The organism is Streptacidiphilus alkalitolerans (assembly GCF_042511045.1).
Classification (GTDB): Bacteria; Actinomycetota; Actinomycetes; order Streptomycetales; family Streptomycetaceae; genus Streptacidiphilus; species Streptacidiphilus alkalitolerans.
Window position 1 is genome coordinate 126,643 of the sequence record NZ_JBHEZX010000020.1, and the last position, 25,054, is coordinate 151,696.

Annotated in this window: 17 protein-coding genes; 7 read left to right on the forward strand and 10 right to left on the reverse strand. The window is 69.6% G+C overall.

From position 1 onward, the window contains the following. Positions 1-8: 8 nt before the first annotated feature. Positions 9-2,246 carry a tetratricopeptide repeat protein gene (locus ACEZDG_RS32675; protein WP_380516876.1) on the reverse strand — a complete coding sequence of 746 codons (2,238 nt, stop codon included), beginning with the start codon at positions 2,244-2,246 and terminating at the stop codon, positions 9-11. A gap of 733 nt (positions 2,247-2,979) precedes the next feature. On the opposite strand from ACEZDG_RS32675, the gene ACEZDG_RS32680 reads away from it, so the two are divergent. Further along, positions 2,980-3,855, forward strand: a complete 876-nt coding sequence (locus ACEZDG_RS32680; protein ID WP_380516878.1) for a lytic transglycosylase domain-containing protein — start codon at positions 2,980-2,982, stop codon at positions 3,853-3,855. A gap of 331 nt (positions 3,856-4,186) precedes the next feature. Next, on the forward strand, positions 4,187-5,044 hold the full coding sequence (locus ACEZDG_RS32685; RefSeq protein WP_380516881.1) for a class I SAM-dependent methyltransferase: 858 nt from the start codon (positions 4,187-4,189) through the stop codon (positions 5,042-5,044). A 70-nt stretch (positions 5,045-5,114) separates the two neighbouring features. Here ACEZDG_RS32685 and ACEZDG_RS32690 read toward each other — a convergent pair whose 3' ends face one another. After that, positions 5,115-5,573 (reverse strand): MarR family winged helix-turn-helix transcriptional regulator, encoded by a 459-nt coding sequence (locus ACEZDG_RS32690; protein WP_380516884.1) that lies wholly within the window; start codon positions 5,571-5,573, stop codon positions 5,115-5,117. 63 nt (positions 5,574-5,636) lie between these two features. Between ACEZDG_RS32690 and ACEZDG_RS32695 the strand changes: the two genes are divergently transcribed. After that, positions 5,637-6,005 (forward strand): VOC family protein, encoded by a 369-nt coding sequence (locus tag ACEZDG_RS32695; RefSeq protein ID WP_380516887.1) that lies wholly within the window; start codon positions 5,637-5,639, stop codon positions 6,003-6,005. Between the two features lie 120 nt (positions 6,006-6,125). On the opposite strand, the gene ACEZDG_RS32700 is transcribed toward ACEZDG_RS32695, so the two are convergent. The 4 genes from ACEZDG_RS32700 to ACEZDG_RS32715 form a co-directional block, all read right to left on the reverse strand. Beyond that, a complete protein-coding gene (locus tag ACEZDG_RS32700) occupies positions 6,126-7,349 on the reverse strand; it encodes a DNA glycosylase AlkZ-like family protein (protein WP_380516890.1) in 1,224 nt (407 codons plus the stop codon). Between the two features lie 63 nt (positions 7,350-7,412). Then, positions 7,413-9,224 (reverse strand): ricin-type beta-trefoil lectin domain protein, encoded by a 1,812-nt coding sequence (locus ACEZDG_RS32705; protein ID WP_380516893.1) that lies wholly within the window; start codon positions 9,222-9,224, stop codon positions 7,413-7,415. 30 nt (positions 9,225-9,254) lie between these two features. After that, positions 9,255-11,435, reverse strand: coding sequence for an RICIN domain-containing protein (locus ACEZDG_RS32710; protein WP_380516895.1), 2,181 nt, complete (start codon positions 11,433-11,435; stop codon positions 9,255-9,257). Positions 11,436-11,485: 50 nt separating this feature from the next. After that, the gene (locus tag ACEZDG_RS32715; protein WP_380516898.1) at positions 11,486-12,847 is read right to left on the reverse strand and encodes an extracellular catalytic domain type 1 short-chain-length polyhydroxyalkanoate depolymerase; all 1,362 of its coding nucleotides are present in this window, start codon (positions 12,845-12,847) and stop codon (positions 11,486-11,488) included. A 405-nt stretch (positions 12,848-13,252) separates the two neighbouring features. On the opposite strand from ACEZDG_RS32715, the gene ACEZDG_RS32720 reads away from it, so the two are divergent. The 3 genes from ACEZDG_RS32720 to ACEZDG_RS32730 all read left to right on the forward strand — a co-directional run bounded on the left by ACEZDG_RS32720 (position 13,253) and on the right by ACEZDG_RS32730 (position 19,617). Further along, positions 13,253-14,725: an arabinofuranosidase catalytic domain-containing protein gene (locus ACEZDG_RS32720; protein ID WP_380516901.1), complete on the forward strand. Its 1,473-nt coding sequence runs from the start codon at positions 13,253-13,255 to the stop codon at positions 14,723-14,725. Positions 14,726-15,079: 354 nt separating this feature from the next. Continuing rightward, positions 15,080-18,001, forward strand: a complete 2,922-nt coding sequence (locus ACEZDG_RS32725; protein ID WP_380516904.1) for a glycoside hydrolase family 48 protein — start codon at positions 15,080-15,082, stop codon at positions 17,999-18,001. 116 nt (positions 18,002-18,117) lie between these two features. After that, positions 18,118-19,617, forward strand: a complete 1,500-nt coding sequence (locus ACEZDG_RS32730; protein WP_380516907.1) for a ricin-type beta-trefoil lectin domain protein — start codon at positions 18,118-18,120, stop codon at positions 19,615-19,617. A gap of 34 nt (positions 19,618-19,651) precedes the next feature. On the opposite strand, the gene ACEZDG_RS32735 is transcribed toward ACEZDG_RS32730, so the two are convergent. Then, positions 19,652-20,698: a LacI family DNA-binding transcriptional regulator gene (locus ACEZDG_RS32735; protein ID WP_380516910.1), complete on the reverse strand. Its 1,047-nt coding sequence runs from the start codon at positions 20,696-20,698 to the stop codon at positions 19,652-19,654. Between the two features lie 231 nt (positions 20,699-20,929). Between ACEZDG_RS32735 and ACEZDG_RS32740 the strand changes: the two genes are divergently transcribed. Continuing rightward, entirely contained in the window at positions 20,930-22,663 is a 1,734-nt protein-coding gene (locus tag ACEZDG_RS32740) for an RICIN domain-containing protein (RefSeq protein WP_380516912.1), read from the forward strand. Positions 22,664-22,774: 111 nt separating this feature from the next. Here ACEZDG_RS32740 and ACEZDG_RS32745 read toward each other — a convergent pair whose 3' ends face one another. The 3 genes from ACEZDG_RS32745 to ACEZDG_RS32755 form a co-directional block, all read right to left on the reverse strand. Further along, positions 22,775-23,425 carry a response regulator gene (locus ACEZDG_RS32745; RefSeq protein ID WP_380516915.1) on the reverse strand — a complete coding sequence of 217 codons (651 nt, stop codon included), beginning with the start codon at positions 23,423-23,425 and terminating at the stop codon, positions 22,775-22,777. After that, the gene (locus tag ACEZDG_RS32750; protein WP_380516940.1) at positions 23,413-24,657 is read right to left on the reverse strand and encodes a sensor histidine kinase; all 1,245 of its coding nucleotides are present in this window, start codon (positions 24,655-24,657) and stop codon (positions 23,413-23,415) included. The genes ACEZDG_RS32745 and ACEZDG_RS32750 overlap by 13 nt, the downstream gene beginning before the upstream one ends. A gap of 116 nt (positions 24,658-24,773) precedes the next feature. Further along, positions 24,774-25,054: ricin-type beta-trefoil lectin domain protein (locus tag ACEZDG_RS32755; protein WP_380516918.1), on the reverse strand; the 281-nt coding region annotated here is incomplete at its 5' end.

A 25,054-nucleotide genomic window follows, 5' to 3' on the forward strand; every position in this document is an offset into this window, starting at 1 on the left:
CGGTCCTGCTACTCGGCGTGCGGTGGGTGGGCGGCGAGCCAGTCCTGGACGGTCCGGGCGTCGCCGGGCCGGTGGAGTTCGAGGAGTACATGTGCCTGGAGCTGCAGGGTCTCGCGCAGGTGTTCCAGGTAGTGGGCGGGGGCGTCGATGATCAGTTCTCGGTAGATCTGGACGGCTTCCCCGCTGGCCAGTAGTGCTCCTGGGAAGTCCGACCCGATGGATCGGGATCGTGCCAGGACGTCCAGGGCCAGGGCCAGGTCGGCGCGGTAGGAGGCGGGGTTGCCGGCGGCCTGGTCGGCCAGGTGGCGGCGGATCGCCACGGCCTGGGTGCTGTCGGCCTGTGCCTGGGGTTGACGTCGCATCACGGCCGACTGCCTGGCCCGGACGACCAGGGCAGCGGCCACGGCGGAGCTCGTGGCCGTGGGATCGCCGGCAGCCGGGGCGGCCGGGCGCTGACAGATCCTCACTGCCTCGGTCGCCGCTGCCAGGGCCTCTTCGTGTCGCCCCGCCGCACTCAGGCAGGCGCACAGCGTGCTGAGGGCGACGGCGAGCGGCGGCTCGTACGTTGCCGGGTTGCCGGCTGTTCGGTCGGCGAGGCGGCGCAGCACGGCCACGGCCTCCTCGCCGGCGGCCAGAGCCTCGGGACGGCGGCCGGTCCTGAGCAGCCAGACGCTCGTGTCGGCGAGCAGGGCGGCGAGGCGGGGGCTGTGGACGGGGGACAGGTCGGCGCCGACGAGCCGCCGGAAGATCGCTTCAGCTTCCCGGGCACGGAGCAGGGCCGTTTCGTAGTGCCCCGCCTCTGCGGCCCGGCGGGCCAGATGGTTCAGGGAGATGCCGAGTCCTGCCTGGTGGGGGGCTGGGGCGCGGTTTGCGCCGGCGGCGAGTCGGCGCCGGATCGTGTAGGCCTCCTGGTCGGCCGCCAGTGCCTCGGTGAACCGGCCCAGGCCGGCCAGGCCGGCGCCGAGGTTGCACAGGGCGGTGGCGAAATCGGGCTCGTGCAGGTCCGGATTGCCGGTGACCGGGTCGGCCAGGCGGCGCAGCAGGGTGGTGGACTCCTGCAGCGCGGTCAGGGCCTGGACGCGGTGATCCTTCAGCAGCATCCAGTACCCGTGGTTGCCCAGCGTGGTGGCGATGAACACGTCCCGGACCGGGCCGGTGAGGCTGCGGCTGAGGTCGAGCGCTTCCTGCCCCACGGCCAGGGCCTCGTCCTCCCTGCCGGTCAACCACAAAGTGCGGGCGAGGTTGTTCAGAGCACCGGCGAGGGGCTGCTCGGGGGGTACGGGAAGGGCCATCCCGGAGCCGGGCAGGTCGCGCAGCACCTGCACCGCCTCGCGCGCGGCGGTCAATGCCTCGGACAGGCGCCCGCCATCGATCAGGGCCGCGGCGATATTGGTCAGGGCTGCGGAAAGGTTGAATGCGAGCACGCCGGGTTCCCGGGAGGAGCCCGCACGTGCCAGTTGCCGGTAGACCGCCGCGGCCTCCTGTCCTGCGGCGAGGCTTTCGGCCCACAGCCCCGCGCGGAACTGGCAAGCGGCGAGGTTGCCCAGGGCGCCGGCCAGATCGTCTGGCACCCGGTCCTGAGCGGCAGCCGGTTCCCGGAACAGGTCCACTGCCTCGCGGGCCACGCTCAGGGCCTGCGCCCACTGCCCCGATGCCATCAGACGGGTGCAGAGGTGGAGGAGGAGGGTGGCCAGGTGCGAGTTGTAGGTGTCCGGGTCACCGGTCTGCGGGTCCGCCATCGGCCGAAGGACGGTCACAGCCTCCCGCGCCGCGTCCAGTGCCGGGGCGTGTTGCCCCTGTGCGTCGAGGCAGACACTGAGGCTCCAGAGGACGAAGACGAGGAGCCGGTGCGCGGCCGGAACACAGGCGGACGGATCAGCCAGGGGGCGGCAGAGCGCCACAGCCTCCCGCGCGGCAGCCACGCCCCGCTCCAGCTCGCCTGCCTCCACCGACCAGCAGCCCAGATTCGCCAGGGCGTGAATGAATCCCGGCGCGTGTTCGGCTGCCGGTCCGGGAGACGAACCCAGCAGGCCCCGCCAGATCGCCACAGACTCCTGCCCGGCGCTCACCGCCTCCGACACCCGCCCGGAACCGGACAGCACTTCGCCGAGGTCATCGAGCGCGGAGGCGAGCGCGGCAGCCGGGCGGGTCCGGTCGAACGGATCTCCCTCCAAATGGCGGCGCAACCGCCCGATCCGATCGTTCAACCTCACCCAGGCGTCTTCCGGGCCCTCAACAACGTCCATTCTTCCCCCTGGGCACGAGCATTGCTCAGCGCTGGCAAGACCGATGCCAGGTGTACCACCGATGGCACGGACGCGCAGTGGGCCGCGGTCCGTGATCGTGCCCTCCCGGTCCAGCGTCCACCGGGACACGGTGATCTGCCGGCCGAGCGCGCCAGAGCGATCCGTGCCCGGATATGACGTGCCCTCACAACAGGGTCAGCCCCGGAAGCCGTTGCCCCTGGTAATGATGGACGGGTCCGGCTCGTAGGAGCCGACGTTGTTGCCGCCGACCTTGGCATAGCCCGGCGATGGCGGACGCGGATCCGCTGGTTCCGACGAGCTCCGGCCATGAGCGTCAACGATCTGGGTCATTCTCTGCCCTGCCAGAACTGGGGCGATATGTCCGATTTCATGGCAAATCCGGTGGCATGTCACATCATTCACGGCTCGGCATCAAGGTCAATGGAGACGCGGGTCACATGGGCGATGTGGCGTGCCGCACTTTCTAACGGAATTTCTTGCTCCGTTTGTAAAGACCGTGTGATTGTGCACGAGGCAGGCGAACACAGCACCTGCCGAGAGCCAGGAGAACGGCGCAACCAGCGCCGGACCGTCCGCCACTGAACGGCTCTCCTGCTCGGTCGGGCAAGTCCCGAGCCGCCGGGCGGCCCACCACCCCCGTAGCGACGCCTCAGGCGAACGCGGGGACCGGTGCGCCCTCGGACCTGGGCAGTCCCGTCGACATTGGAGTTCCATGCGTCACCGCGTCCAGCCTTCCCTGTCCCGCGCCAAGCAGCGCCTCGCCGAGCTTCGGCTCAACAAGCGGCTTACCGTCGGCCTCAGCGCCGCCCTGCTGGTGACCGGTGCTGCCACCGGCACCGCCGTCGCGCTCACCAGCGGCGACTCGGGTTCGACCCACACCGCGGCAACGAGCGCCCAGGCCGCCGCACGCCCCTCCGACGACGTCGCGAACCGCTCCGAGCAGCGCGCGGCGCTGCAGAGCGCGTCCGCGGAGGCGTCGGCCGCCGCCGCGAAGGCCAAGGCGGAGGCGCAGGCCAAGGCTGCCGCCGCTACGAAGGCCAAGGCCGCCGCAGCCGCGAAGGCTGCCGCCCAGGCGAAGGCCGCGGCCCAGGCCAAGGCCGCCGCAGCCGCCAAGGCGCAGGCTCAGGCCAAGGCCGCCGCGCAGGCGAAGGCCGCTGCCCAAGCCAAGGCCGCGGCCCAGGCCAAGGCTGCCGCCGCGCAGGCGCAGGCCGCTGCCGACGCCCGGGCGAAGGCTCAGGCTGCCGCCACCCCGACCTACGGCAACAACCTGAGCGGCTGGATCGCGCAGGCGCAGGCCGTCCTCGCCGCCAACGGCGACCAGGTGCCGTCCGCCGACGCCATCACCGCCCGTGCGATGACCGAGTCCTCCGGCGACCCCACCGTGGTCAACAACTGGGACTCCAACGCCGCTGCGGGCACCCCGTCCGAGGGCCTGATGCAGGTGATCCAGCCGACGTTCGACGCCTACTCGCTGCCCGGCCACTCGGACATCATGAACCCGGTCGACAACATCATCGCCGCGGTCCGCTACGCGAACGCCACCTACGGCTCCTTCGACGCCATCGCATACGGCAGCAACGGCTACTGACAGCTGCCGCCGGCACCCAGTAGCCCGCACCTGTGCCTGCCCACGGCGTTGTCGCCGTGGGCAGGCACAGGTGTTTTTTCGGAGCAGTACGTGGGCGGGGCCTCAACGCCGCGCACCGCCCGGGGCCCCGGCTACGGCGAGCAGCAGCGGTTCGCCGCCGGCGGTGCTGATCCGATCCGGCATCCAGTGGCCGGCGCGGCAACGCCGCGGCTGACAGCAGCACAGCGGGCCGCCCGACTGCGGCGCGGGTTCGCCGCCGCTGCCCCGTGTGCGCCACGCGCTCTCGGCGTTCGAGAGTCAGGGTGTCGGAGGATCGGGTAGGAATGTCCTCATGACGCAGACAGGTCGTGAGCCGACCGTCCCGGAGATGCTGGCAGCCAACGAGAGGAACTGGGACGCCCGTACGCCCGTGCACGCGGCCAGCGACTTCTACGGGCTGGACGGCTCCCGCTCCGGTGCCGATTGGTTCGCGCCCTTCGAGTGGTCGGATCTCGGCGATCTGCACGGCCGCACGGTGCTGCACCTGCAGTGCCACCTGGGCACCGAGACCCGCGCTCTCGCCGAGCAGGGTGCCGCGCACACGGTGGGGCTCGACTTCTCCCGGGAGTCCGTCACCCAGGCCCGGCGGCTGGCGGCCGGGACGAGGGCGAGCCTGGAGTTCGTCCAGGCCGATGTGCACGACGCCCCGACAGCGCTCGGCGGGCGACGCTTCGACGTCGTCTACACCGGCAAGGGCGCCCTGTGCTACCTGCCCGACCTGCCCCGGTGGGCGCAGATCGTGCACGCGCTGCTGCAGCCGGGCGGGGTGCTGTACCTGGTGGAGTTCCACCCGCTGCTCAACTCGCTCGGCCCCACTCCCCAGCCGGACGAGGAACCGGGGCAGCTGCGGCTGCGCCGGGACTATCTGGGCGGCAGAGGGCCGCTGCGGATCGACAACGCCCGCACGTACACCGACGGACCGCCGCTGGAAAGCGCGACGGTGAGTTACGAGTGGCGGCACGGGATCGGCGATGTCGTCGAAGCCGTGGCGGGTGCGGGGCTGCGGCTGGACGTACTGCGCGAGACGGATCTGCTGCCTTGGCCCCGCTTCGCGGACATGGTGCGTGACGAGGGCGGCTGGTGGCGGCTGCCGGAGGACAAGCCGAAGGTGCCGCTGATGTTCGCGCTGCGAGCCGTCCGGCCGGCCTGACCCCGGCCAGCCTGACCCCGGCCACGACCCGGCTGGATCCACGGACACCGACGAGGCGCCGGGAAACGGGCTAAGCGCCGTCGTTGCCGTCGCGCAGGGAATGGACCATGCTCTGCAGGATCCGGAACGCCCCCGACTGCTCGGCCTCGGTCATCCTGGCCAGCATTCTGACCTCGACGGACCGGACCGCCACGGTTGCCTTCCGCAGGCTCCGCCGGCCGCTGGGCGTGAGCCGCGCTGGCAGGACCTTCCCGACGGGTGCCTGCTCGGGCCGGGTCACATAGCCGTCCCGTTCCAGGGTCTGGAGCAGCACGTTCATCGACTGCCGCGTCACGAACGCGCCACGCGCGAGCTCGGAGTTCGACAGGCCGGGCCGTTGAGCCAGCAGCTCGAGGCAGGAGTAGTGGGTCACGCTCATCCCCAGCGGTCGCAGCACCTCCTCCATGGCTGCGCGCAGGGCGCTCGAAGCCTCTTTCAGCAGGTAGCCCAGTGATTTGTCCAGGTCGACGCCTGCGTCGTTTTGACTCATGTCAGCATTCTGACATACATTGGCCTGTGTCAGGAAGCTGACACGAAGAGAAGGAGCACCACCATGCCCGCCACCGGCCCCGACTTCATCTCGCTCCAGGCCCGCGACCTCGACGCCTCACAGGCGTTCTACGAGCAGTACCTCGGCCTCGTCCGCTCGCAGGCCGGCCCTCCGCACGCCGTCGTCTTCGAGACGAAGCCGATCGCGTTCGCACTGCGCGACATCGTTCCCGGCACCGACCTGGCGTCCGTTGACCGGCCCGGCATCGGTGCGGCGATCTGGCTCCACGCCACAGACGTCCAGGCCATTCACGACGCCCTCGTCGCGGGCGGTCACACCATCGTCTCCGCGCCGATCGACGGCCCCTTCGGCCGGACCTTCACCTTCGCCGACCCCGACGGCTACCACGTCACCCTCCACGACCGCGCCTGACCGCCGCACGGATGATCCCGCGTCCCATGGCCACGACCCTCGCGGTGACAGCGTGACGGTTCAGGCGGCGGGTCCGCGCCCGCAGCGCGAGGGAACTGACGAACACTCAACTCCCTTCGGTCACGGGCAGAGGTTGAAGAGCCGCTCCTCAGCTGCGAGGTGGGGTGCCCACTCCAGGCGGTCCGCGCCCGCGAAGCGCAGGTACGCACGGAGCGCGTCGCGCATCGCGTCGACGAACCCGTCGGCGCGGCGCGGCGCGAAGCCGTCCTCCCACCAGAGGTCGAGCACCTGCACACGGGCCCGGTCCCGGTCGATCCGCGGTTCGATCCGGCCCACGAAGCGGTCGCCGAAGCAGATCGGGAGCACGTAGTAGCCCCAGCGGCGCTTCTCCGGCTTGAAGAAGCCCTCCCACACGTAGTGGAAGTCGAACAGGTTCGAGAGCAGCGCGGTGTCCCACAACAGTGCGTCGAACGGGGCGATGAACGCCACGGAGGCCACCGGCTCCGGCGGCGCCTGCAACAGCGCGGACTCCTCGCCCAGCACGAAGCGCCGGCCGCGCAGACCCTCGACCTCGACGGACACCAGCGCACCGGACTCGACCAACTCCTCGCGCAGGGTGTCGCGCCCCACCCGCTCCGGGGTCGACCTCGGCGGGGCGATGCGGTCGAACGTGCCACCGGCCCCGGCGGCGCCGAGCAGGCCGTGGGCGCGGTAGCGGGACAGCATCCTGTGCCGCAGCTGTTCCCGTACCGGCACCTCCCGGGCCAGCAGCTCGGCCGGGAGCAGCCGCTCGACCACGTCGTAATACCGGCGGTTGCCCTCACGCCGCGCCAGGCCGATCTCGCCGCTGACGGTGTACGCCTCCAGCACCGCGCGCACGACGTTCTCCGGCATCCCGAACCAGTCCTTCGCCGCTCCGTGCTCGACTTCGAAGTCGAGCGTCGACAGCGGCCCCTCCGCCCGGATCCGCCCCAGCACGCGTTCGGCCACCTCGGCGTTCTCGGCCAGGATCCGGGCGTGGAAGCGCGGCCCCTTGCGGCCGAATCCCAGCCGGAACCAGGGGAACTCGCCCGCCGGGATGAACGACAGCGCCTTGTTGGTCGCTTCGAAGATCTCACGGCGTTCGTAGAGCTGGTCGCACCAGGCGGGGTCGTAGTCGGCGACGCGCGCGTGCAGCACCAGGTCGTGGTTCCGGCCGGCGACCGCGATCGGATCGAACTGGATCGATCCGAACCGCCGCAGCACCTCGAGCACTCCGTCGCGACCGCCCGGGACAGAGCGCGCAGGGGTGAGCAGGTGCCGTGCGAGAAGGAAGCGCCGCGCCGCCTCAGCCGTAGTCCTCACCGGCGGAGAGTAGCAGCAGGCGGCGCGCCCGGATCCGGTCCTACGTGTCCTGTCGGTCCGCTGTCATGCCGGCGTCCATTCATAGGTGGCGATGCCGTGGCCGGGCAGCGAGTCGCTGAAGTGCTGCCCGCCCCAGCTGGTGCTGAACGGCTGGGTCGAACCGGAGGTGTTGTCGACGATCAGCACGAGCGAGCCGTTGGGGTTCTGGAACGCGACGCCGTCGAGGTTCGCGGTGGTGCTGGAGGCGATGCGCTTGGCGCCGGGCAGGACGAACTTACTGAAGTGTCCGACGGAGTAGTAGCCGGCGTCGTACGTCACGTTCCCGGTGCTCTGGTTGACGGTGACCAGCGGGGTGCAGGCGTTGCAGCCGCCGGCGATCACCGGGCCGTTGTTCTGGTCCTCGGCGATGTTCCACATCGTGGCGCTCCGCGCCCAGTTGCGGGTGCTCTGGATGAAGGTCTCGATCGCGTTCTGCGGGTCGATGCCGTCCGAGCACTCGGTCTCGTAGTTGTCCTTGGTCGGGAATGCCGCCTGCATGGTTCCGATGGCGTTCAGCCCGCCCGCGTAGCAGTGCCAGGCGGTGCCGGCCAGGTACTTGCTCGCGCCGGCGTCCTGCATCAGCGGTTCGGCGTAGCCGCTGAGCACATTGGTGTTGAAGTCCGTGCCGAGCACGGCGGGGGCGAGGTTCGCCTGGGCGAGGGCCGGGCCGAGGTTGTTCGCGACGAAGCCGGCCTCGTTCTGCTCACTGAACTCCATGCCCGGGTAGGCGGTGGCATAGGACGGTTCGTTCTGCGGGGTGATCGCATAGACCGGGAGGCCCTGCGCGGCGTAGCCCTGCAGGAACTTCACGAAGTACTGCGCCAGCGGTCCGTAGCTCGACGCGAGCAGTGTTCCGGCGTCGTTGGTGTTGTTCATCTGGCCGTTGGCCTTCATCCAGCCCGGCGGGCTCCACGGGTTCGCCATGAGCTTCAGGCCCGGGTTGAGCGCCAGCGCTTCCCTCAGGTCCGGAATGATGTAGTTCAGGTCGTGCCCGATCGAGAAGTTCGCGAGCGCCGGGTCGGGGCGGGTCCACTTCTGGTTGTTCTGGCCGCTGCAGGCCCACAGTTGGGCCGGCGAGCCGTTGGCCGTGGCCGCCCCGGTGACGTCGAGGCACAGCCCGGACTGCACGCCGGTGATCGTACCGTCGATGTTGAGCTTCCACTGCTGGTTCGGCTGGCCGTTGCAGGTGTAGAGGATCACCTTGGTGCCGTTGGCGGTGCCGCGGCCGTTGGCGTCCAGGCACTTGCCGGCGATCTGCAGCGCCGACCCGCTGGTGTAGCTGAACTGCTGGTTGGCGTTGCCGCCGGCGCAGTCCCAGATGTAGACCTGCACGCCGTTCGCCGGGTTGCCGGTGTCGTCGAGGCAGCGGCCGGAACCCACGCCGACCGTCGTGCCCGTGGAGACCGAGAGGTTGTCGTCGTACGAGTACGGCTGCGCGGTGGCGGAGAAGTCCGACGAGCCCATCGGAACCCGGACCCAGCTCATGCCGATGCCCTGGCTCGGGCTGAACAGCGCGTTCATCAGGCTCGTGTGCGCGGCGCTGCTCAGCTTGTCGGACAGCAGCCAGGCGGAGGTGTCCGTCATGGCGGCGCCGAAGCCGACGATGCTCTGGAACTTCTGCGTGCTGTCGACGCTGATGGTCGCCGAACCGGACGACGCGGAGAAGCCGAGGTTGGCCTGCTGCGTCAGGTGCTGGCTCAGATCCGTGGTGGTCAGCCACTTCTGGACCACCTCGTTGGCAGCCGAGGCGGGAGACGCCGGCACCATCGCCAGCGACAGTCCGAGGGTGCCGGCCAGTGCGACGGCCAGGCAGACGCGGCGATTTGCTCGGAACATCGGTGTCAAACCTCTCGATCGGCGAGTGGGTCAGCGGGCGTTGAAGTCCTGGTTGGTGCCGGGTGCGTTCTTGCAGGGCCACTGGTCCAACTGCTGGCCGGTGTTGCTGCCCGCGCCGTACACGTCCAGGCACAGGCCGCTGTTCTGGTTCTTGAACTGCCAGGAACCGTCGGACTGCTGCTGGGGCAGCCAGAGGCCGGCCGCCGAGCCGTTGACCGGCTGCTGGACGATGTCCGGGGTGCCCTGGGCGGTGGAGCCGTTGGCCACGGTCACGTCCTGGCCGGAGTTCTGCGCCTGGAGCTCGCCGTAGCCGCCGGAGACCGGGACGAACTGGAACCGCTGGTTGCCCTGCCCGTTGCAGGTCCACTGGTCGATCACCGCGCCGGTGTTGCCGGTGTTGCCGTACACGTCCAGGCACAGGCTGTTCTTCGCGATCACCAGCGTGTGGTAACCGCTCGGGAAGCCGCTGCCGGTGGAACCGTTGATGGTCCAGGTGAACGATGCGGATCCTGACGCACCGGTCGGATCGGTCGCGGTGACCTTGACGTTGAAGGTCCCGGCCGCGTTCGGTGTCCCGGTGATCAGGCCGGACGAGGAGATCGACAGTCCGTTGGGAAGGCCGTTCGCCGTGTAGGTCAGTGTCTGGCCGGACGCCGAGTCCGTACCCTGGATCTGCAGGCCGTTCACCGACTGGCCGACCGTCCCGGTCATGGCGCCCGGACTGGTCACCGTGACGGTGTTGCCGCTCACTCCCCCGCCCGGGATCACGTACGTCACCAGCGAGCGGGCCGGCACGGTCCCGGTGAAGGCGCCCCCGGCGACGGTCGTCGCCGCCTGGGCCGCGACATTGTTGGAGCCGTTGGTCAGGTACGGGGTCACCGTGGCGCCGTTGGCCACACCGGTGTTGGCCAGCGAGTAGCCGATCGTGTCGGCGCTGCCACCGGTGTTGAGCGCCACGACGGCCAAGGAGCCGTCGGTGTTCCTGAACGCGCTCAGCTCCACCGAGTTGTTGGAACTGCTCGCGCCGATGCGTACGGCGCCGGGGTGGATGTAGCGGCTGTAGTTGGCGAAGGCCCACAGCCTGCCGGTCGGGACGACCGAGTTGCCGTTGATCTCCAGCAGGCCCTCGTTGTCGCCGTTCTCCGAGGGGGTGGTGCTGCCCCACCAGTAGAGGTACGCGCTGAGGTTCGCACCGGTCAGGCCCTGGTGGATGTGCTGGGCCCAGGTCATTCCGGAGGCGTCGGAGCCGTCGTCCCAGGCGGTGCTGAAGCCCTCGAAGGTGGACCACTCGGTCTCCCAGGCCGGCTTGTTCCAGCCGGGCAGCGGCGAGGTGGGCGCGCCGCTGTAGCCGTGGCCGGTGGCGACCGCCGTGTCGGCCAGCGCGGTCGGGTCCGCCTCGATCGCGGCGGCGTACTGGCCGGCCACCGGCCAGCCGGTGGCGGCGCAGCAGGAGAGCTGGGTGGCCAGGCCGGAGTTCTTCATGGTCGGTCCGAGTACGTCGAGCACGCTGGCCATCTGCGCCGGGCTCATGCTCATGCTGTCGTAGTTGGTGGTGTAGTCGGGCTCGTTGGAGGGCCCCAGGTAGGTCAGCGGCACCCCGGCCGCGGCGTAGTCCTTGGCGTACTGCACCAGGTAGTTGGCGTAGGCCTGGCGCCAGTCGCCGCTGGAGCAGGAGGCTCCCGCGGAACCGCAGACCTGGCCGCCGTTGTCCGCGGAGCCATTGGTCTTCATGTACCCGGGGGCGCTCCAGGCATCCGCGTAGACGTTGGTGACGCCGAAGCGGCTCTTGATCTGCTGCGCGAACCACAGCTGGCCCTGGTCCTGGCCCGTCTGCGACATCGGCAGGTAGGTCGGCGTCCCGTTGGGGCCGCCGGGGCTGTTCGGTTCGATCGTATTGCCCGGGTCCGCACCGATCTCATTGCGCAGGATGGTCAGTCCCGCCCCGGTGGTCGGGCTGTACAGGTCGGCCAGCGCCTGCTGCTGGACCGACGCCGAGGCGTTCATCACGGTGCCCGCCTCGCCGAACGCCTCGGAGGCGCCGAACCCGGCCATCGTCTGGTAGGTCGTCGCTCCGTTGATCGACGCACTGTCCGCCGCGTACGCCGGACCGGACGGAACCACGACCGCCAGCGCACATGTGACGAGCACGCTCAGGCCTGCCGCGAGCGACACGCCTTTGCGGCGCTGGGTGCGCCTTTTCGGTGCGGGCATGATTCTGCTCCTTCCACTACGGGGTTTGTGGGGGGGGTGCCGGAGGCCGGTCAGCCGAGGGTCCACTGCTGGTTGCTCTGCCCGTTGCAGGTCCACAGTTGGACCAGGGAGCCGTTGGCGGTGGCGGCTCCGCTGACGTCCAGGCACAGGCCGGACTGGACGCCGGTGACGGTGCCGTTGGCGTTGAGGTTCCACTGCTGGTTGGTCTGGCCGTTGCAGCTGTAGACGATCGCCTTGGTGCCGTTGACGGTGCCCTTGGCGTTGGCATCCAGGCACAGGGTGGTGCCGCCGACCGTGGTCGTCAGCTCGTTGGACGAGTTGTGGGTCCAGGTCTGGTTGGCCGCGCCGCTGCAGCTGTAGATCTGCTGCTGGGTGCCCAGCGTGGTGGTCGAGTTGGGGTCGTCCAGGCACTTACCCGCACCCACCGCGTGCAGCGCACCGGTACCGCCGCCGGTGGTTCCGCCGCCACCACTGCCGTCCAGGCCCAGGAAGTGGATGGCATAGGCAGCCATCTGGGTCCCCTGGATCGGCAGTTGGTGCCCGGCGCCGACGACGCTGTACGCCTCGACCTGGGTGATGCCGGAGCTGTTGGCGTACCGGGTCCGGTTCCAGTTGGCGACCGGGGTGTCGCTCGACGTCGGGGTCTGGCTCGCCCCGAGGACGTTGGTCCACTGCTTGGTCTCTTCGGCGAGGTTGTTGTAGTTCAGGGTGGTGTCGGCGGTGCCGTGCCACAACTGCACCCGGGGGCGCGGCCCGGTGTAGCCCGGATCGGCACTGCGTACCAGGTCACCCCACTGCTGCGGGGTCATCGACACCTGGCCGCCGGCGCAGGGCCCGTTCCAGCCGCGTACCGAGTTGGTGTAGAAGCAGTGGTAGGGCACGCCCATGAACGCCGAGCCCGCCTTGAACACGTCCGGGTAGTCCGCGAGCATGACGTTGGTCATCATCCCGCCCGAGGACTCACCGGTGACGTACACCGCGTTGGGGTTCCCGCCGTAGTGCTGCTCGGTGTACGTGATCATCGACATCAGCCCCACCGGGTCACTGCCGCCGTTGCGCGTCAGCGCCTGGTTGGACGAGACGTCCCAGCAGCTGCCGCCGGGGTTGGTCGAGGGGTAGATGACGATGAACCCGTACTGGTCGGCCAGCGAGCCGAAGTCGGTGCTGGAGTACAGGTAGGGCCCGGAGCCCTGGCAGCCGTGCAGCGCCAGCAGGATCGGCGCGTTGGCCTTGGCGCTGTTCGGCACGTACAGGTTCATCTGCAGGCCGGTGGGGTTGTTGCCGAAGTTCGTGATCTGGGTCAACGAGGCGGCGGCGGCCCGGGATGCGGCAGGCAGGCTCACACCGATCGCGGCGACGACCGCCAGGAGAACGCCGAGCAGGCGGGACTTCAGGTACCAGGATCTCAACATGGGATCTCTTCCTCCGCGGACTGTTGCTGGGGCAGCCAGGCCGGCGTTGGCCTGCCGGAGAGATGTGAGCGCTAACATTGCGCCTTCGACTACCGCGCTCTCGGGCCAGGCGTGTTTCGGAATGATGACGCTGCCTCAGTGTCCGCGAGCTGTCAAGGAGTCATGGAATGTCTTCCTTGTTTCCTGGCAGTTAAGCCTGACCGGTTTGACCGCCTCTGTGAAAGTTTCAGAAGCGAAAGATGTGCGGCTTCCGTCCGTCAGGCCCCTTCGTTGCCGCCCCCGCTCCGTGCGGACCTCCGCAGACGACCCATGGCTCCTTGACGAGTTGCGGAGGGCCGAGCAGCATCTGCCCCGTCCTGTTAGCGCTCACTACGACCATGCAGGGTGAAGCGAGGAGACAACACAATGAAAGCAACCCCATGGAGCCGCCGACGCCTCGGCAGTCTCGGGGCCGGGATCACCATCCTGCTCGGCGCGTTCGTCGGCACGGCGGCCACGACCGGTACCGCGCAGGCCGCGTCGCAGGGTCCGTGTGACATCTACGCCGCAGGTGGCACGCCGTGTGTGGCCGCGCATTCGACAACACGCGCGCTGTACGGGGCATACAACGGTCCGCTGTACCAGGTGCGGCGCTCCTCGGACAACGCGACCATGAACGTCGGTTTGCTCTCCGCCGGCGGAGTCGCCAACGCTCCCGCGCAGGACTCCTTCTGCGCCGGCGCCTCCTGTGTGATCACCGTGGTCTACGACCAGTCCGGGCGGGCCAACAACCTGACTCCGGCGCCCGCGGGCGGGTATGTGCACACCCCCGACAACCCCGCCAACGCCGTCGCCGCGCCGGTCACCGTCGGCGGGCACGAGGCGTACGGCGTGTCCGTCACCCCCGGCATCGGGTACCGGGACGACACCACCAACGGGGTCGCCACCGGGGACAGCCCCGAGGGCCTGTACGACGTGCTGGACGGCACGCACTACAACGGCGGGTGCTGTTTCGACTACGGCAATGCCGAGACCACCAACAACGACGACGGCAACGGAACCATGGAGGCGATCTACTTCGGCAACGCCAAGTACTGGGACACCGGGGCCGGCAACGGCCCGTGGATCATGGCCGACCTGGAGAACGGCCTGTTCTCCGGATCCAATGTGAACAGCCCCAATCCCGGTGACCCGACGATCAACTACCGGTTCACCACCGCGATCGTCAAGGGCGGGTCGAACCAGTGGGCGATCCGCGGCGGCAACGCCCAGTCCGGAGGCCTGTCCACCTTCTACAGCGGACCGCGCCCTCCGGGCTACAACCCCATGCACAAGGAAGGCGCGATCCTCCTGGGCATCGGCGGCGACAACAGCAACGGCGCCGCCGGAACCTTCTACGAGGGCGCGATGACCTCGGGCTACCCCTCCGACGCCACCGAGAGCGCGGTGCAGGCCAACATCAACGCGGCCGGCTACACCGCCGCCGGCGGCGGCGGCAACAGCACCGGCGCCCTGCACGCGAACGGTGCTGCGGGCAAGTGCCTGGACGACCCCAACGGCAGCACGACCGGGGGAACGCAGCAGCAGATCTGGGGCTGCAACGGGCAGACCAACCAGACCTGGACGCACACCTCGACGAACCAACTGACCCTGTCGGCGGGCGGCTCCACCTTCTGCCTGGACGCCAACGGCCACGGCACCACCGCGGGCACCAAGGCCATCATCTGGCCCTGCAACGGCCAGGCGAACCAGCAGTGGCAGTTCAACTCCAACGGCACCGTCACCGGGGTACAGTCCGGCCTCTGTCTCGACGTGACCGGCGCGTCCACCGCGGATGGCGCTCCGGTCGAACTGTGGACCTGCAACGGCGGCAGCAACCAACAGTGGAACCTCGGATGACCACATGGGCGGATCCGTTCCGGAGCGGGCGTCCGCTCCGGAACGGCGACCGCATGCCGTGGTGACCCCCGGCCCTGACGACTCCTGCGGCATTCGTTCGACTAATGAAGAATGCAAGCCCTCTTGACGGACCTGCAGACCCCTGACTTCATATGACTCGGCATCAAGAACGCACCGGCACAGCAGGGTTCGGTGCGACGACTCCCACCCGATCGATGGTGCCGCCCTCTCCGTCCAGCCCGACGAGCGATCTGATCCGCAATATGGGAGCGCTCCCAGTCGTCCCGCATCACCACCGCACCCGTATCGCGACCGCACCCCCGAACCGTCACTACCCCAAGGAGAAGACCAGCCATGCCTGATCCCCTGTCCAGAAGGCGGTTTGCCACCGCGGTCGGCGGCGCGCTGGTGGCGGCGGTCGCCGCGCCCTCCCTCAGCAGGGCCGCAGCAGCGACCGGCGCCGCGACCGCCGGGTCCGCGACGCCCGCGGCGGCTGCGACCGATGCCTACACCCAGCAGTTCCTGACCCAGTACAACAAGATCAAGAATGCCTCGAACGGCTACTTCAGCTCGACCGGCATCCCGTACCACAGCGTCGAGACGCTGATCGTCGAGGCCCCGGACTACGGACACCAGACCACCTCGGAAGCGTTCAGCTTCTGGATGTGGCTGGAGGCCACCTACGGGCGGGTGACCGGCAACTGGGCGCCGTTCAACAACGCCTGGGCGACGGCCGAGCACTACCTCATCCCCTCGCACGCCGACCAGCCGAGCAACAGCTCGTACAACCCGAGCTCCCCGGCGACCTACGCGCCCGAGTGGCCGCTCCCCAGCAACTACCCCAGCCCGCTCAACAGTTCCGTACCGGTCGGCCAGGACCCGCTGGCCAACGAGCTGACGTCGACCTACGGCACCGCCGACATCTACGGCATGCACTGGCTGCTGGACGTCGACAACAAGTACGGCTACGGCAACACGCCCGGTACCGGCGCCGAGGCCGGCCCCACCGCGGCCGGTCCTTCCTTCATCAACAGCTACCAGCGCGGCTCCCAGGAGTCGGTCTGGGAGACCATCCCGCAGCCGACCACCGACCTGTTCGCCTACGGCGGCCCCAACGGCTTCCTCGACCTGTTCGTCAAGGACAGCAGCTACTCGAAGCAGTGGAAGTACACCAACGCCCCGGACGCCGACGCCCGCGCCGTGCAGGCCGCGTACTGGGCGTACCGCTGGTCCACCGCCCAGGGGGCGGAGGGCCAGGTCGCGGCCTCGGTGGCGAAGGCCGCCAAGATGGGTGACTACCTGCGCTACTCGATGTTCGACAAGTACTTCAAGCAGATCGGCAGCTGCACCAGCGCCACCGGTTGCGCGGCCGGCTCCGGGCGCAGTTCCGAGCACTACCTGCTCTCCTGGTACTACGCCTGGGGCGGGGCCGAGCCGGGCGGCGGCTGGGCCTGGCGGATCGGCGACGGCGCCTCGCACCAGGGCTACCAGAACCCGCTGGCGGTCTGGGCCCTGTCCAGCGTCTCTGCTCTGACGCCGCTGTCGCCGACGGCGAAGAGCGACTGGTCGGCCAGCCTGAACCGGCAGCTGGAGTTCTACCAGTGGCTGCAGTCCGCGGAGGGTGCCATCGCCGGCGGTTGCACCAACAGCTGGGAGGGCGACTACGGTACGCCGCCGGCGGGCACCTCGACCTTCTACGGCATGGCGTACGACTGGGAGCCGGTCTTCCACGACCCGCCGAGCAACAACTGGTTCGGCTTCCAGGCCTGGTCGATGGAGCGGGTCGCGGAGTACTACTACGTGACCGGCGACGCCAAGGCCAAGGCGGTGCTGGACAAGTGGGTGGTGTGGGCCTCCTCCAAGACCACGGTCACCGCGAGCAGCTTCCAGATCCCCAACAACCTGGGCTGGTCCGGGCAACCGGACACCTGGAACCCGACCACCCCGGGGAGCAACGCCGGGCTGCACGCCACCGTCGTGGACTACAGCAACGACGTCGGGGTCGCCGCGGCGTACGCCAAGACGCTGACGTACTACGCCGCCAAGTCCGGCAACAGCGCCGCCGCGGCCCTCGCCAAGAGCCTGCTGGACGCGATGGCGACGTTCGCCGACAGCACCGGCATCGCCGTGCCGGAGACCCGGACCGACTACAGCCGGTTCGGCGACACGGTGTACGTGCCGAGCGGCTGGTCCGGCAAGATGCCCAACGGGGACCCGGTCGCCCCCGGGGCCACCTTCATCTCCATCCGGTCCTGGTACAAGAACGACCCGAGCTGGTCGAAGGTCCAGACCTACCTGAACGGAGGGGCGGCGCCCACGTTCACGTACCACCGCTTCTGGGCGCAGGCGGACATCGCCATGGCCTACGCGGTCTACGGCGAGCTCCTGGCCGGCGGCGGCAGCACCGACACCACGCCGCCGTCGGTGCCGACCGGGCTGGTCTCGTCGAACGTGACCAGCTCCTCGGTGACCCTGACCTGGACCGCCTCCACCGACAACGTGGCCGTCACCGGCTACAGCGTCTACCGCGGCACGACCAGGGTGGCCACGGTCACCGGACCCGCGTACACCGACACCGGGCTCACCGCGGCGACCGCGTACTCGTACACCGTCACCGCACAGGACGCGGCGGGCAACACCTCCGCGGCCTCCGCCGCGCTGGCCGTCACCACCGCCGCCGCCACCGGTGACACCACACCGCCGTCGGTGCCGACCGGGCTGGTCTCCTCGAACGTGACCAGCTCCTCGGTGACGCTGACCTGGACCGCCTCCACCGACAACGTCGCCGTCACCGGCTACAGCGTCTACCGCGGCTCCACGAAGGTGGCCACGGTCACCGGACCCGCGTACACCGACACCGGGCTCACCGCGGCAACCGCGTACTCGTACACCGTCACCGCACAGGACGCGGCGGGCAACACCTCCGCGGCCTCCGCCGCGCTGGCCGTCACCACCACCGCCGCCTCGACCGGACCGAGCTGCACCGCGACCTACGCCATCAGCAGCGACTGGGGCGCGGGCTTCAACGCCAACGTCACCATCACCAACACCGGGACCACCGCGACCAAGTCCTGGACGCTCACCTGGACCTTCCCCGGCAACCAGACCATCACCAACATGTGGAACGCCACCTACACCCAGACCGGCCACGCGGTCACCGCCGGCAACATGACCTACAACAACGTCATCGCCCCCGGCGGGAACACCAGCTTCGGCTTCGGCGCCAACTACAGCGGGACCAACGGCCTGCCCACCCTCACGGTGAAGGCCACCTGAGAAGTCGCTCCGTCCTGGGTCCTCTCCCGCCGAGGAGAGGACCCAGGACTTCCCGGCAAATTGTTAGCGCTAACAATACCCACCCCACGCCACCCGCCCACCCGCAAGGAGACTGCGTGAACATCGCAACGTCACGTCCGCCCGGCCGTCTGGCCGCCCGCATCGGGGTCGGAGTCCTCCTCATGCTGGTCGGTGTGCTGACCGCAGGCCCGGCCCAGGCCGCATCCACCCAGGCCGCACCGGCCCAGCAGGCGACTCCGTCGGCCACCAGCCAGTTCCACGGGGTCAACTGGGCCGACCCCAACGACAACTTCATCACCGGCCCGAACATCCCGGTCGGCCTGTCGACGTCGGACGACTACGCCACCACGTACACGAAGTCCACCGCGATCCTCAAGGGATTCCAGAGCCTCGGCGCCAACACGGTCCGCCTGGGCTTCAACGCCGCGACGACCTCGGGTACTTGGTGGAACGACTACACCGCGGCTCTGGACGCGGCGACCGCGCTGGGCATGAACGTCATCGTCGCACCGTGGCTGCAGGGCGGAACGGTCAGCGACACCGCGTCCTTCAACCAGATGTGGGACACGATGATCAACAAATACGGCGCGAAGAGCAACTTCTACTTCGACATCATGAACGAACCGTACGGCTTCAACGCCGGCAGCCTGACCAACTTCGAGGCCGCATGGCTGGCCCGCTACCCCGGCCTTCCCCGCAACCACGTCATCGTGCCCGGCCTGTACAGCGACGGGAACCTGTGCGCGGTCGGCGCGGACTCCCGCCTGGCCGGCACCCTGCTGTCGATCCACATCTACGGCATGTTCGGCGACTCCCACACCACCGAGGCCGCCTGGGTCAACGACTTCACCGGCAACATATGCGGCTACGCCGACCGCGCGGTGCTCACCGAGTTCGGTGTCCCCATGAACACCGGCGTCAACTACAACGGCCCCAAGGACGGCAACAACGACCTGTCCTACCTCTACGCCATCACCGACACCGTCCGCAACCTCGGTATGGGCTCAGTCCTGTGGACCGGTGTCAAGCAGGCGAGTCAGACGCAGGGACCCGGCCCCTGCGAGAACGCCTCCTGCGCCATCACCACGCTCAACGGCACCGGCACCAACCTCTCCCTGAGCGTCACCGACCAGTCCGGCCTCGACCGCCTCCAGTGGGGCTGGGGCACCGGCACCAACCCGGGCGGCGGTAGCGGCGGCGGCGGCGGAAGCGCCGGCGTACTCCGCGGGGTGGGCTCCAACCGGTGCCTCGACGTACCCAACGCGAGCACCGCCAACAGCACCAGGACCGAGATCTGGGACTGCAACGGCGGCGCCAACCAGTCCTGGACCCTCAACTCCTCCAAGGAGCTCGTGGTCTACGGCGACAAGTGCCTGGACGCCTCCGGCGCCGGAACCGCCGCCGGCACCCCGGTGATCATCTACGACTGCCACGGCGGAACCAACCAGCAGTGGAACCTCAACAGCAACGGCACCGTCACCAACCTGCTGTCCGGCCTCTGCCTGGACGTCACGGGAGCCGCCACCAGCAACGGGGCGCTCGTCGAACTGTGGAACTGCAACGGCGCCAGTAATCAGAACTGGACCCGGCAGTAGGCCGGCCGGGTCCGTCCTCCCCCGTCGCCGGTGGTCACGCGGAGTCGCGGACCACCAGGCGGCAGGGCACCGGGTGTATGCCCGGGGTGGCGTTGTCGTCAATGGCCGCCAGCAGGCGCAGGGCGGCAACACGGCCGATCTGCCCGAGGTCCATGTCGATCGTGGTGAGTGGCGGCCGGGCGGCCAGGGCCATGGTGTCCCAGTTGTCGTAGCCGACGACCGCGACCTGGTCGGGGACGGCCGTGCCGCGCTCGCGCAGGGCATCGGTGGCACCGCGGGCGATCTGGTCATTGCCGCAGAACAGCGCGTCCGTGTCGGGGGCCGCCCGGAGCACGGCTTCTGCCGCCCGGCGTCCCCATGCCTCACTCCAGTCTCCGAAATGCGTGCGCCCGGTGGACAGTTGCAGGGACGAGCGGGCCAGCAACTGCTCGGTCTGCAGGGCCCGGTCGACTGCTGCCGCATGGTGCGCGGGGCCGGTGATGTGGGCCACTCGGGTCCGTCCCGAAGCCAGCAGGTGCTCGACGGCCAGACGGCAGCCGTGGGCGTCGTCCGACACCACGGACATGTCGGCAGCGTTCGTGGAGGGAGAGAGCACATAGACCACCGGCACGCCGTCAGGGATGTCGGACAGCGGCGGACGCGGGTCGGTGCGGCGGCCCGTGACGATGATGCCGTCGACGCGACGGTCCATCAGGTTCTGCAGGTAGTGGCGCTCACGGATGAGGTCGCCCCGGGTGTCGCAGAGCAGCACCGAGATCTTGCCCGCCCCCAGCGCGTCCTCCGCGCCGAGCAGCACCGGAGTGCTGAAGCGGCCGATTCCGTCCGTGGTCATCAGCCCCACGGTCCAGCTGCGACCGGTGTGCAGGTTCTGCGCCTGCTGGTTGGGACGGAAGTCCAGGGACTGAACCGCCTCCAGCACCCGCTGCCGGGTCTCGGCCTTCATCCGGCCGTTTCCGCTCAGGGCCTTGGAGGCCGTACCCACGCTCACGCCGGCGAGAGCTGCCACGTCCGTCAACGTGGCCCTTCTTGTCCTCGCCGTCGTGCGATCCGACTCCTGCACGCGCAATCCTTTGCTCTCCATACCTGTGTGCAGCCATCATCGCATCCAGCCGGGCCCTTGGACAGACATGAGCAAACCGAAACTCCCGCTGTGAACTCTCTTGACGCTACGCCAGGTCAACCATAGGTTCCGGCTTGAAAAATCGTTTGCTCAAATGTTCGGAATGCGCCTGGACCCTCATCACGGCCGCAGCACTGCTCTTCACTCCACCCACCCCTGAGTCCCCATCCACTCATCCAGGAGAGCACTCCCGTGAACACACTCACGAGCCTCAACGGACCCCGGGCAGGGCGAACCGTCGCCCTGCTCAGCACGATCGGCCTGCTCGCGGCCGGGGCCGCGCTCGCCGCGCCCTCCGCCCATGCGGCGGCCGGCGCATCCACCACCCTCGTGGTGAGCGCCAACGCGCCGTTCCGGCCGGTGACGCACGTCGCCACCGGCTCGCTGTACGGGCTCGCCAACGCGACCACCCCGTCCGACAGCCTGGTCGAAGCGATCAAGCCGAACACCTTCGTCCAGATGCCCGCGGGCGGCCACCAGCAGGGGTCCGGCGACATCCTGGTCGTGGCCCCCGAGGCGGCTCGGGCCGGCGCGAAGGTCGTGGACCGGCTCTCGGACGCCTACCCGGGCTGGCCCTACCAGTTCAGCTGGAACAACTGGTTCACCCTGGTGGACCAGCAGATCGCGCAGGTCAAGGCCTCCGGGATCACCAACCTCGCCGCGTACGCGCTGTGGAACGAGTCCGACAACACCTGGCTCTCCTCCAACGGCACCTTCGAGGACTTCTGGACGAAGACCTACCGCGAGGTCAGGTCCAAGGACGCGACGACCCCCATCCAGGGCCCCAGCCTCTCGGACAACATCAGCGACATGCAGAACTTCCTGCAGAACGCCGTCGCCACCAACACCGTGCCTGACATCCTGGCCTGGCACGAGCTGGAGAACTCCGCCAAGATCGCGGGTGACGTGGCCACCGTCACGAACATCGAGAAGAACCTGGGCATCACTCCCCGCCCGATCGCGATCGAGGAGTACGCCGCGCCGTCCCAGGTGGGCGTCCCCGGTGCCCTGGTCGGCTACATCGCCAAGTTCGAGCGGCTGGGCATCCACGACGCCGAGCTTGCGTTCTGGAACCAGTCCGGCGCCCTCGGCGACCTGCTCACCGGCCAGGGCGGCTCACCCAACGGCGCCTACTGGCTCTACAAGTGGTACGCCGACATGAGCGGCAACATGGTCACCACCACCCCGCCCGCGAACACCGGCATCGACGGGGCGGCTGCTCTCAACAGCGCGGGCAACCAGCTCAGCGTCGTCTTCGGCGGCGGCTCGGGCGACAGTGCGGTGACCGTCAACGGGCTTGCCGGCTTCGGCAGCACCGTCCACGTCAAGGTCGAGTACACCCCGTCGCCCGGGCGTACTGTCGCGGTGGCCGGCCCCAGCACCCTGTCCGAGTCCGACTACGCCGTCAGCAACGGGTCGATCACCGTACCCGTCTCCGCGATGAACGCCGCCTACGGCTACCACCTGGTGGTCACTCCGTCCAGCGGCAGCAGCAGCTCGCCGGCCGGCACGTACCAGATCAAGAACGTCAACAGCGGGCTGGCCCTGGACACCCAGAACTCCGGCACGGCCCAGGGCACGCTGGTCGACCAAGCCACCGTATCCACCAGCGCCACGCAGACCTGGACCCTCGTCTCGGCGGGCTCCGGCATGTACAAGATCGTCAACAAGGCCAGTGGCCTGCTGCTGGGCATCACCAACATGAGCACCAGCAACGGAGGGACCGCGCTGATCTGGGGCGACTCGGGGACCACGGATCACCTGTGGTCGGTGACCCCGGACGGAAGCGGCCACTACAAGATCAAGAATGACAACAGCGGCCTGCTGCTCGGGGTGACGGGCATGAGCACCGCCTCCGGCGCCCAGGTCCTGCAGTGGAACGACAACGGGACTGCCGACCACCTGTGGACGCTGACCGCTCGTTGACCAGCACCTCGGTGCGGTGCGGTGCCGGGTAAGCCCGGCACCGCACCTCCGTGCTCCGCCTGGCCCCGGCCGCCGCTGGGTTCCGTCCGGTCGACCATGTGCGGCGGCCGGTCACGTTCCCGACGCCGCCAAGAACCTCAGCACCGCGAGGACGCGGCGGTGGTCCGCGTCGGCGGTGGGGAGGTCGAGTTTGGCGAAGATGTTGTTGATGTGCTTGGCCACCGCGCTCTCGCTGACCACCAGTGCCTGCGCGATGCCGGCGTTGGAGCGGCCCTCGGCCATGACGCCGAGGACGTCGCGTTCGCGCGGGGTGAGCCGCCTCAGTGGGTCCAGGTCGCGGCGCAGCAGGAGCTGTGAGACGACCTGCGGATCCAGTGCCGTGCCGCCTTCCGCCACCCGCCGCACCGCCGCCACGAACTCCGCCACATCGGCGACGCGCTGCTTGAGCAGGTAGCCGACGCCGCCGGTACTGGTGGAGAGCAGCTCGGTCGCGTACCGCTCCTCCACGTACTGCGACAGCAGCACCACCGCCGTCCCCGGCCAGCGCCGACGGATCTCCACCGCGGCGCGCACCCCCTCGTCGGTGAAGCCCGGCGGCATCCGGACGTCGACCAGCGCGAGTCCGGGCCGGTGCTGCGCCACCGCCGCCAACAGTGCCTCGCCGTCCCCGACTTCGGTGGCGACCTGGAACCCGCCCATCTCCAGTACCTTGACCAGGCCGACCCGCAACAGCACCGAGTCCTCGGCGATCACCGCTCGCACGGCAACTCCGCCGTCACTGTGGTCGGTCCGCCGACGGGACTGCTGACCTGCAGGGTGCCGTCGATGGAGCCGACCCGCTTGGCCAGCCCGCTCAGTCCCGTACCGGCGCGGGCGTCGGCCCCGCCCAGCCCGTCGTCGGTGATGTTCACCCGCAGCACCTTACCGACCCGCCGGACGGTCACGTCGGCCCGCGTCGCGCGGGCGTGCTTGGTCACGTTGGTCAGCGCCTCCGAGACCACGAAGTACGCGACCGACTCCACGGCCGGCGCCGCCCGCTCCGCCAGATCGACCCGCAGGCGCACCGGCAGGGGCGCCCGGGCGGCCAGTCCGGACAGCGCCGCGTCCAGGCCCCGGTCTTCGAGCACGGCCGGATGCAGGCCACGTACCAGGTCGTTGAGTTCCTCGATCGCCTGCTTGGCTTCCAGGTGCGCCCCGGCGAGCGCTTCGCGGGCTCCGGCCGGCAGGTCGGGCTGGGTGGCCATCGCCAGGCCCAGGTTGACCGCGAGCGAGACCAACCGCTGCTGGGTGCCGTCGTGCAGGTCGCGCTCGATGCGGCGGCGCTCGGCGTCGACGGCTTCGATCAGGCCGCTGCGGCTCTGGTCCAACTCGTCGACCCGCTCCCGGAGTTGCTGGGCCGGGCTGGGCCCGAGCAGGGCCATCGCCGCACGCGACTCACCGCGGGCCGCCACCCCCGCCGCCCACGGTACGGCGCAGAGCAGGACGAGTCCGCCCAGCGTGTAGCACGGCAGTTGCGTCGTGGCGCCGAACCACTCCTCGGGCACCCGCACCGGCAGCGCCCACGCCCAGGCGGAGCAGGTGGCGCCCGCCAGGCCCACGGGCAGCGCCATGAGCACCAGCAGTTCCGGCACCGCCAGGACCGGGCCCAGCAGGAGGTGGTAGCCGAGCTGCCTCCAGGTGCGCGGCGCGCGGAGCCAACGGACGGCCGCCGCCCACGGCCACTGCTGCTCCGGCGCGGGCGTCGGCCGGGGGAGGAACACGCCGAGCAGCACCCGGTGCCGGGCCCGCTGAACAGCCGTCAGCACCGGCACACCGAGCAGGATCACGGCGACCGAGACGGGCAGCGTGAGCGGCCAGTTCCCGGTCTCGGCAGTGGTCGTCACGCCCCAGCTCCACACCGGGATCAGCCCCAGGTGCGGCAGGACACCGGCAGCCAGGAAGCCGGCGTCCCGCCGCGCCCGAAGGACCGAGCGCCGCAGCCCGGGAGGAATCATCACGGTTCGAACCTAGAGCACCGCGACCAGTGCGGGCCATACGCCCAGGACCCGGTCCGATGGTGAAACCAGTACCACCAAGAAGCCGGCTCACCGGCACATCAGGTCCCAGGACCCTAGTTGAGGGTCCACTGCTGGTTGGTCTGGCCGTTGCAGGTCCAGAGTTCGGCCAGGGCGCCGTTGGCGGTGGACTTGGCGGTGACGTCCAGGCAGAGTCCGGACTGCATGCCGGTGACGGTGCCGTTGGCGTTGAGCTGCCACTGCTGGTTGGTCTGGCCGTTGCAGGTCCAGGTCACCACCTTGGTGCCGTTGCTCGTACCGTTGCCGGAGGCGTCCAGGCACAGCTGGGCCCCGCCGGTGGTCACCGTCAGCTGGTTGGAGGAGGTGTGCGTCCAGG

Excerpts from the sequence above, each read along its gene's own strand:
- ACEZDG_RS32695 (WP_380516887.1), top strand. The coding sequence starts at position 5,637 with ATGCCCGCCACCGGCCCCGACTTCATCTCGCTCCAGGCCCGCGACCTC.
- ACEZDG_RS32680 (WP_380516878.1), top strand. The coding sequence starts at position 2,980 with ATGCGTCACCGCGTCCAGCCTTCCCTGTCCCGCGCCAAGCAGCGCCTC.
- ACEZDG_RS32750 (WP_380516940.1), bottom strand. The coding sequence starts at position 24,657 with ATGATTCCTCCCGGGCTGCGGCGCTCGGTCCTTCGGGCGCGGCGGGAC.
- ACEZDG_RS32720 (WP_380516901.1), top strand. The coding sequence starts at position 13,253 with ATGAAAGCAACCCCATGGAGCCGCCGACGCCTCGGCAGTCTCGGGGCC.
- ACEZDG_RS32675 (WP_380516876.1), bottom strand. The coding sequence starts at position 2,246 with ATGGACGTTGTTGAGGGCCCGGAAGACGCCTGGGTGAGGTTGAACGAT.
- ACEZDG_RS32685 (WP_380516881.1), top strand. The coding sequence starts at position 4,187 with ATGACGCAGACAGGTCGTGAGCCGACCGTCCCGGAGATGCTGGCAGCC.
- ACEZDG_RS32710 (WP_380516895.1), bottom strand. The coding sequence starts at position 11,435 with ATGCCCGCACCGAAAAGGCGCACCCAGCGCCGCAAAGGCGTGTCGCTC.
- ACEZDG_RS32735 (WP_380516910.1), bottom strand. The coding sequence starts at position 20,698 with ATGGAGAGCAAAGGATTGCGCGTGCAGGAGTCGGATCGCACGACGGCG.
- ACEZDG_RS32715 (WP_380516898.1), bottom strand. The coding sequence starts at position 12,847 with ATGTTGAGATCCTGGTACCTGAAGTCCCGCCTGCTCGGCGTTCTCCTG.
- ACEZDG_RS32725 (WP_380516904.1), top strand. The coding sequence starts at position 15,080 with ATGCCTGATCCCCTGTCCAGAAGGCGGTTTGCCACCGCGGTCGGCGGC.
- ACEZDG_RS32705 (WP_380516893.1), bottom strand. The coding sequence starts at position 9,224 with ATGTTCCGAGCAAATCGCCGCGTCTGCCTGGCCGTCGCACTGGCCGGC.
- ACEZDG_RS32690 (WP_380516884.1), bottom strand. The coding sequence starts at position 5,573 with ATGAGTCAAAACGACGCAGGCGTCGACCTGGACAAATCACTGGGCTAC.